Source organism: bacterium, assembly GCA_030654305.1.
GTDB lineage: Bacteria > Krumholzibacteriota > Krumholzibacteriia > LZORAL124-64-63 > LZORAL124-64-63 > PNOJ01.
Map to the genome: position 1 here is coordinate 1 of JAURXS010000414.1, position 7,128 is coordinate 7,128.

Annotated in this window: 9 protein-coding genes and 1 pseudogene; 3 read left to right on the forward strand and 7 right to left on the reverse strand. The window is 69.6% G+C overall.

From position 1 onward, the window contains the following. Positions 1-1,326 (forward strand): ATP-binding protein (locus Q7W29_12040; protein MDO9172547.1); only part of this gene is annotated, 1,326 nt, incomplete at its 5' end. On the opposite strand, the gene Q7W29_12045 is transcribed toward Q7W29_12040, so the two are convergent. The 6 genes from Q7W29_12045 to Q7W29_12070 all read right to left on the reverse strand — a co-directional run bounded on the left by Q7W29_12045 (position 1,323) and on the right by Q7W29_12070 (position 5,165). Beyond that, positions 1,323-1,721, reverse strand: coding sequence for a BlaI/MecI/CopY family transcriptional regulator (locus Q7W29_12045; GenBank protein ID MDO9172548.1), 399 nt, complete (start codon positions 1,719-1,721; stop codon positions 1,323-1,325). The two genes, Q7W29_12040 and Q7W29_12045, sit on opposite strands and share 4 nt — an antisense overlap. A gap of 7 nt (positions 1,722-1,728) precedes the next feature. Continuing rightward, positions 1,729-2,193, reverse strand: a complete 465-nt coding sequence (locus Q7W29_12050; GenBank protein ID MDO9172549.1) for a hypothetical protein — start codon at positions 2,191-2,193, stop codon at positions 1,729-1,731. A 124-nt stretch (positions 2,194-2,317) separates the two neighbouring features. Further along, a complete protein-coding gene (locus tag Q7W29_12055) occupies positions 2,318-2,575 on the reverse strand; it encodes a GlsB/YeaQ/YmgE family stress response membrane protein (GenBank protein ID MDO9172550.1) in 258 nt (85 codons plus the stop codon). A gap of 283 nt (positions 2,576-2,858) precedes the next feature. Then, positions 2,859-3,473: a CHRD domain-containing protein gene (locus Q7W29_12060; GenBank protein ID MDO9172551.1), complete on the reverse strand. Its 615-nt coding sequence runs from the start codon at positions 3,471-3,473 to the stop codon at positions 2,859-2,861. Between the two features lie 85 nt (positions 3,474-3,558). Continuing rightward, entirely contained in the window at positions 3,559-4,890 is a 1,332-nt protein-coding gene (locus tag Q7W29_12065; GenBank protein ID MDO9172552.1) for a hypothetical protein, read from the reverse strand. Next, positions 4,887-5,165 (reverse strand): hypothetical protein, encoded by a 279-nt coding sequence (locus tag Q7W29_12070; GenBank protein ID MDO9172553.1) that lies wholly within the window; start codon positions 5,163-5,165, stop codon positions 4,887-4,889. Before Q7W29_12070 ends, Q7W29_12065 begins: the two co-directional genes overlap by 4 nt. A gap of 57 nt (positions 5,166-5,222) precedes the next feature. Between Q7W29_12070 and Q7W29_12075 the strand changes: the two genes are divergently transcribed. Together Q7W29_12075 and Q7W29_12080 are read left to right on the forward strand one after the other, a co-directional pair. After that, a complete protein-coding gene (locus tag Q7W29_12075) occupies positions 5,223-5,513 on the forward strand; it encodes a DUF1330 domain-containing protein (protein ID MDO9172554.1) in 291 nt (96 codons plus the stop codon). Between the two features lie 155 nt (positions 5,514-5,668). Continuing rightward, the gene (locus Q7W29_12080) at positions 5,669-6,091 is read left to right on the forward strand and encodes a DUF6491 family protein (GenBank protein MDO9172555.1); all 423 of its coding nucleotides are present in this window, start codon (positions 5,669-5,671) and stop codon (positions 6,089-6,091) included. Between the two features lie 120 nt (positions 6,092-6,211). Here the strand turns inward: Q7W29_12080 and Q7W29_12085 are convergent. Beyond that, positions 6,212-7,128, reverse strand: a pseudogene (locus Q7W29_12085) (ABC-F family ATP-binding cassette domain-containing protein).

Consider the following 7,128-nt stretch of genomic DNA (forward strand, 5'->3'; position numbering starts at 1 on the left):
GTGGCCGATCCCTCGCGGCCCGAGGTGATGACCGTCCGCGTGCGCCACAAGGACGGCCGCTGGCTGTGGATGCAGTCGAGCGCCCGCCTCATCCTCGAGGACGGCGTCCCCGTGGCCACCATCGACACCAGCCGCGACGTCACCGCCCAGGTGGCCGCCGAGCTGGCGCTGCAGGAGGCCAAGGCCGAGGCCGAACAGGCCACTCGCGCGAAGGCCGACTTCCTGGCCAACGTCAGCCACGAGATCCGCACGCCGATGAACGGCATCCTGGGCGCCCTGCAGCTCCTGGAGCGCGAGGACATCTCGCCTGAGGGCCGCGAGCTGATGCGCCAGGCCGACGACTGCGGCCGCATGCTGTCGCAGCTGCTGAACGACGTGCTCGACTTCTCCAAGATCGAGGCCGGCCAACTCGATCTTTCGCCCGAGCCCATGCACGTGGGCGACGCCTTGCGCGCCGTCGTGGGCCTGCTCGACGGTCAGGCGCGGGCCAAGAACGTGGAGCTCCGCTGCGAGGTCTCCGGCGACGATCTTTGGATCGAGGCCGACCCGGTTCGCCTGCGCCATGCGATGTTCAACCTGATCGGCAATGCGGTGAAGTTCACCCCGGCAGGCCATGTGGCCGCGCGGCTGGCGGTCCATGACGCGGGCGACGGTCGCCGACACGTGCGCCTGGAGGTGGAGGACACCGGCATCGGCATGACGCCCGAGGCCCAGTCGCACCTCTTCGAGCGCTTCCACCAGGCCGAGAGCGACACGGCCCGGCGCTTCGGCGGCGCGGGCCTCGGCCTCTCCATCAGCCAGGCCCTGGTGCGGATGATGGGCGGCCGCATCGGCTTTGCCAGCGAACCGGATGTCGGCTCCACCTTCTGGTTCGAATTCGAGGCGCCCGCCGCCCGGCCGCTCGTCGTCCAGCCGGTTGAGGATGGCGTGCTCGAGGGCGTGCGCATCCTGCTCGTGGAAGACAACGCCACCAACCGCCTGGTCGCCCGCACCATGCTCGCCCGCCTCGGCGCCACGGTGGCCGAGGCGGAGGACGGCCTGGCGGGTCTCGCCGCCGCCCGCACCGGCCGCCACGACCTGATCCTGATGGACATCCAGATGCCCCACATGGGCGGGGTCGAGGCGGCCCGCGCCATCCGCGGCCTGGAGGGTCGGGCCGCCCACGTGCCCATCATCGCGCTTACCGCCAACGCCATGGTCCACCAGCGCTCGGAATACCTGGCCGCGGGCATGAGCGGCGTGGTGGCCAAGCCGATCTCGGCCGCCGCCCTGCTGGCCGAGATCGCCCGCCTGTTGGCCGACGAGCCGGACGCGATCGCGGTCTAATCCTCCTCGTCGGCGTCCAGGTCGGCCACCAGTCGCCGCAGCCGCGCCAGATCGTCCGGCGCGACGGCCTTCGCCTTGGTAAAGTGCGCCACCAGCGGCGCCAGCTGGCCGCCGAACAGGCGGTCCAGCAGCCCCTGGCTCTCGGTGGTCATCCAGGTCTCGCGGCCGATCAGGGGAATATAGACCACGCCCGCGCCCCGCCGCTCCGACTTCAACGCGCCCTTCCGGATCAGCCGGTGGATGAGGGTGCGCACGGTGGACTCGCCCCAGTCGTTGGCCGCGCCCGTGGCGGCCAGGATCTGCTCGACCCCGGCGCCGCCCGCGCCCGCCTCCGCGCCGGCCCAGACCGCCGCCATCACCTGGCTCTCGGCCGGCGAGATGTTGAGGTCGTTCACGGGCCCCTCAGGCCGCGGCGCGGCGGATCCGGCCTTCCAGGTGCCGCTCGCAGACCACCGCGACCGTGGTGGCCAGGAGACCCAGCATGATCGCCAGCGTCGCCTCCGCCAGTCCCGGCGCCACCACCGTCAGGCTTGGCGCGGGCCGCACGTTGGAAATACCGAGGAAGCTCGAAAACATCACATAGGCTGCCGCGAGGCAGCCCAGGGGCACGCCGGCCGAGCGAACGATGCGCAGCCGCGCCAGCGCGCCGGCCAGCCCTTTGGCGTCGGCCTTGTCCACCTTGCCCAGGCTCATGGCCCAGACGACCACCGAGGCGGCCGCGGCGGCCAGCAGCAGGAACATGACAGCCTGCATCTCCGTGGACGCATCGGCGAACACGCCGCCCACCGTCAGCCGTTCGGCGGCCGGCACGAGGGTGTAACCGCCCTCCTGGGCCGATGCCGCGCCTGCGGCCAGCGCCGCGCCCATGCCTGTCGCCAAGCGTCTTCCCACAGTCCGCATCGCGGCCTCCCAGCTCATTATTACAACCGTAGCAATGTCAGATTACAGTTGTAACAAGCCCTGTCAACCGGCCGCGATGGGACCTTGGGGTTTAGGCGCTACGGCGGCGGACCAGTCCGACGATGAACAGCAGGATGACTGCGCCCGCCGTGGCGACCAGCAGGCTGGGCAGGATGCCCGAGCCGGTGCCGATTCCCAGGGTCGTGGCCAGGAAGCTGCCCAGGAAGGCGCCGACGACGCCGACGATCAGATTGGTGACGAGGCCGTGGCTGCGCCCCATCAACTTCTCGGCGATCCAGCCGGCCAGGATGCCGATTAGGATCGCACCGATAATACCAACACCGCTCATGACTGTTTCCTCCGTGAATGCGGCCATGGAAATGCGGTCGCCGCCGGGAGGTTGCATGCTGGCGCTTGGAAAGCGTCGCCGGTCAGTAGACCCGGGGCCCTCCGGTCATGAGGCGCACGTAGAGGATCGAGGCGATCACCACCGCCAGACTCGCGAATGGGCGCGCTTCGCAAAGGTCGATCAGGAGACGCACAGGTTCCGGCATTCGAGCCTCGGCTCAAAGTCGTCCCCCGACAATTTCCCTTTTAGTTCAAGGCGCTTAACGACCTCTGGAAGATCAGGATTAACGTGCGGCCCGGACCGCCGGCCGCCGCCGGCTCCGCAGCACCGCCCCCGTCATCCCGAACCCCGCGATCATCAACGCCCAGGTCCCCGGCTCGGGAACCGCGGTGAGGAATCCGCGGATCTCACCGCCCGGGTACTGGGGGGTATGGATGTTGAAATAGGCCTTCCCGTCCCGCATCGCGGTCAGCATCGTGTTGGACGCCGTGGCCACCGAGCCCAGGTTCGTCGCGTTGTTGAGGAAGCCCGGATTGTAGGACGTCGTCAGCAGCATGTCGAAGACGTTGGAGAAGCTCCCGGAGGTCACCCCCAGCGGGAAGAGCGGAAAGCTCGGCGTCGAGGTCATGACACCCGCGGTCCCCGTACCCGGCGCCGCCGTCGGGCCGTGGATGTGCGCCGCGGTTGTGATCCCGATCAGGTCCTGGAATTCCGCCTGCACGCTCATGGTCTGGGCGACGTCGTCGAAGACCACCCTCGCGAAGCCCGTGCCGGGCGAGGCGTTGGGCGGCGCCTCGCTGGGCCCATCCAGGATCGCCTCGAACGTGAAGACAGCGGCGGCGGCCGGGGCGGCGAGCGACGAGGCCGCGAGCGCCAGGGCGATGGTCAGAGCCCGCATGAATTCCTCCTACGAAGCCGCCCCCGCGACTTGAGCGCCGTCAGGTGAGGCCCGGGCGCGGACTTCGTCAACCGTCGTTATCTCTTCAGCCCATCCACGAAAGCGATCCCACTGGCGCCCGCGCCGCCGGTCGCGCCGCGATTTCGGCCCCGCCCCGTCGGTTCAGCGCAAACTCGCCGAAGGCGTCGGCCCCGTGGCTGGCCTTGTCGTGCAGCGGCCCGCCGTAGCTCCGCGTCGCCCGGTTCCAGCGCTTGCGATACCCGCGCAGCCGCTCCAGGCCCACAGCGCACCGCTGGGCGTCGAACCAGCATAGCGGGATCATCAGTCGCGCGGCGTTCACCCGCTCCTCCGGATCGGCCGCCGTCCCCACGCTGATGCGCGTCAGCCCCAAGGACCCCAGGGTCTCGTACCGCGATCGCCCGGTGGCCAGCTCGCGCACCATCACATCGTGCGGCAGGTGATGGGTCCCCCACAGGTACGGCCTCTCGGCGATTGCGCGCCGCACGATCTCGGGCAGCCCCTCGCCGCTGGTCTCGAAATAGTCGACCACCCGCACCTCGCGCCCGGCCTGCTGGAAGAACCAGACCGCCGTGTAGTCGTCGATGCCCAGGTCCCAGGCGGTGTCCACGCGCAAGGACGGATCCACCGGCACGCGGCCCACGCGTCCCGCCCGCTCGGCCGCGGCCAGCAGGCTGGAATAAAAGGCGCCCGGCGCAGCGGCGTCGAAGTCCACGAGGTACTCCGACGCGAACCGCGCCTCCCCCTCCTCCGCGCTCCCGAGCTCGGCGATCAGCTCGGCCTTCTCCCGGGCCAGTTGCTCTGGCGTGAAGACGTCGGTCGCTGTGGCGGGTGACTTCAGGCAGAACCAGTCGGCGTCCCGAGCCCGCGCCTCGAAGGCGCGCGTCGCGTGGTTCCGGCCACGCGGCGTCCACAGGAAGAGCGACCATCCGCCGTTCTCCGCCAGGATCGGCCGGAGGTATTCCCAGGCCTCGGGCTTGGCCAGCGACCACTCCGAGAACACCACGCCGATCGGTGGCGAGCCCACCAGCGAATTGTAGTTGTCCGAGCCCGCCACCTGCCAGGTCGATCCGTTCTTCAAGTGGATCATCATCTCCTGGTCACGGGTGCGCGATCGCATCGCCGGTGGAAAGGCCTCGTCGATCCGGCGCACGCCCGTATGAGGATTGACCGCGTCCCAGATCGCCTTGCGCCCCTGGCTCGCCTCTGGCAGCAGGTGCCAATAGACGCCGACCCTGGTCATGGTGCTGATCGCCGCCCAGTGCAGCGCGGCCTCGTCTTTCCCCCAGCGCCGATGCGCGGCCACGTCCGCCCGACGACCTCCGCCCTCCAGGTATTCGAACAGCGCCTTCTGATAGCGTCTCGGCTTCCATTCGGAAGGCAGCCGGCGCGTGCTCAAGCCTTGGCCTCCAGGTTCGGATCTGCGTCGGTGAAGCGCTGCACCAGGACGGTCAGGCCCTCCGATTCCACCTCACCCGCCCCGAGCTTCGGGCGGCCATGCCCGCGATCCAGCACCTCCCGCGCCGCCGCCAGTCGAACGGAGTCCTGGCCTTCGCCGCCCATGATCGCCGCCAGGGTCTCAAGGGCCAGTCCGCTCAGCCTCTGCGCCTTCTGCCGAAGCTGGGCTTCGGACATGCGCGCGCGCGATCGTGCTGCCGGGGTAGCTTTGGGCATGGGATACTCCTGTGTGAAAATCGTCGTGGCGCACCGCGCTCAACCCGGGGGAGGACGATGACGGCCTATCTGGTGCTGGACTTCTCGGTCCACGACCTCTCGGGCTTTCGCCCTTACATCGAGGCCATCCCGGCCTTCATCGAGAAGCACGGTGGCAGGTACATCGTTCGCGGCGCCCCGCCGACCGTCATGGAAGGCGACTGGGCTCCTGCGCTGATGGTCATTCTCGAGTTCCCCTCCCGCGAAAATGCGGTGGCGTTCCTGGACGATCCCGATGCTCAGGCGCTCTTCGCGGTGCGCCACAGCACGACCGACAGCAGACTGGTCCTCGTCGAAGGCTGCGTCTGACGCCCGAAGGCTCGGCCGCCCCCTGTTCGGCAACGAGGCCGCCGTGATCCTCAGCTTCGACGACTGACCGGGCCCCAGGTTCAGAGAACGCGCTTTCCCAATCCGCCGCGCGGCCATAAGCTTCGATCACCTGAAGCCGCCATGGACGTCCGACCATGAAGCCCGTGCTCTTCCTCGCCTGCGCCGCGATGGCGCTCTCGGCGGCTCCGGCCTTCGCCGACAACGGCCAGGTCTTCGACTACGGCGCTCAGCTCCGCGCCTATCCGTCCGCGGCGCCGACGCAGCAGTGCTTCAGCGGCCGGCTCGTGGCCGGGGTCTCCCGCGCCGGCGACAAGACCCTCTACGTCCAGTCCCGCACGGGCTCGATCTATCGCCTGCAGCTCCCCGGCGGATGCGCCGCCCTGGACGCCGCGCAGAAGATCACCCTGCGCGCCGACGGCGGCGACGTGATCTGCCCGGGCGCGGCGGCCGAGGTGGTCGCGACCACGCCGGCGGGCGCCCAGCGCTGCGCCGTGGCCAACGTCCGCGGCATGAGCCCCCGCGAAACCACCGCCCTCGCCAGCGCCGCCCGGCGCTGACCCTCGGGCGCGCCGAGGCGCCCCACACCAGGCCTTCCGGACTGGCCACCGAGCGAGCAGAACCCTGCTCCGCCACCGACATCTGATGCGCGGGCTGCGCGCCGCCTGCGAGGGGCGCCGCTACCCGCCTGGGTGCAGCCCCGGCGCTTCCTGGCCCGTGCGGGCGACATATTCCGAATAGCCGCCGCCGTACTGATGAACGCCCTCGGGCGTCAGCTCCAGCACGCGGTTCGACAGGGCGCCCAGGAAATGGCGGTCGTGCGAGACGAAGAGCATGGTGCCCTCGAAGTCCGCCAGGGCGGCGACCAGCATCTCCTTGGTCACCATGTCGAGGTGGTTGGTCGGCTCGTCGAGCACCAGCAGGTTCGGCGGATCGAACAGCATCTTGGCCATGACCAGGCGCGCCTTCTCGCCGCCGGACAACACGCGGCAGGGCTTTTCCACATCGTCGCCCGAGAAGCCGAAGCACCCCGCCAGGGTGCGCAGCGCGCCCTGGCCCGCCTGCGGGAACGCGCTGTCCAGCGACTCGAAGATCGTCTCTTCGCCGTCCAGCAGGTCCATGGAGTGCTGGGCGAAGTAGCCCATCCTGACGCTGGCGCCGATGCCGACCGTGCCCTGGTCGGGCGCGGTGGCGCCGGCCACCAGTTTCAGCAGCGTCGATTTCCCGGCCCCGGTGGCGCCCAGGACGCACCAGCGTTCCTTGCGGCGCACCAGGAGGTCGAGGCCTTCATAGATGGGCTGGTCGCCGTAGCCCTTGTGGACATTGCGCAGGCTGATCACGTCGTCACCCGACCGCGGCGGGCTCCGGAACTCGAACTGGACCGACTGGCGACGGCGCGGCGCCTCGACGCGTTCGATCTTGTCGAGCTTCTTCACCCGGCTCTGGACCTGGGCGGCGTGGCTGGCGCGCGCCTAGATCTTCTCGATGACCTTGATTTCCTTGGCCAGCATGGCTTGCTGGCGCTCGTATCGCGCCTGGCGTTGCTGTTCGCCCATCGCGCGCTGCTGGTCGTAGAAGTCGAGATCGCCCGAATAGG

Coding starts and splice junctions, on each gene's coding strand:
- Q7W29_12050 (MDO9172549.1), bottom strand. CDS start 2,193: ATGGGCGCGGCGCTGGCCGCAGGCGCGGCATCGGCCCAGGAGGGCGGT.
- Q7W29_12055 (MDO9172550.1), bottom strand. CDS start 2,575: ATGAGCGGTGTTGGTATTATCGGTGCGATCCTAATCGGCATCCTGGCC.
- Q7W29_12060 (MDO9172551.1), bottom strand. CDS start 3,473: ATGCGGGCTCTGACCATCGCCCTGGCGCTCGCGGCCTCGTCGCTCGCC.
- Q7W29_12070 (MDO9172553.1), bottom strand. CDS start 5,165: ATGCCCAAAGCTACCCCGGCAGCACGATCGCGCGCGCGCATGTCCGAA.
- Q7W29_12075 (MDO9172554.1), top strand. CDS start 5,223: ATGACGGCCTATCTGGTGCTGGACTTCTCGGTCCACGACCTCTCGGGC.
- Q7W29_12080 (MDO9172555.1), top strand. CDS start 5,669: ATGAAGCCCGTGCTCTTCCTCGCCTGCGCCGCGATGGCGCTCTCGGCG.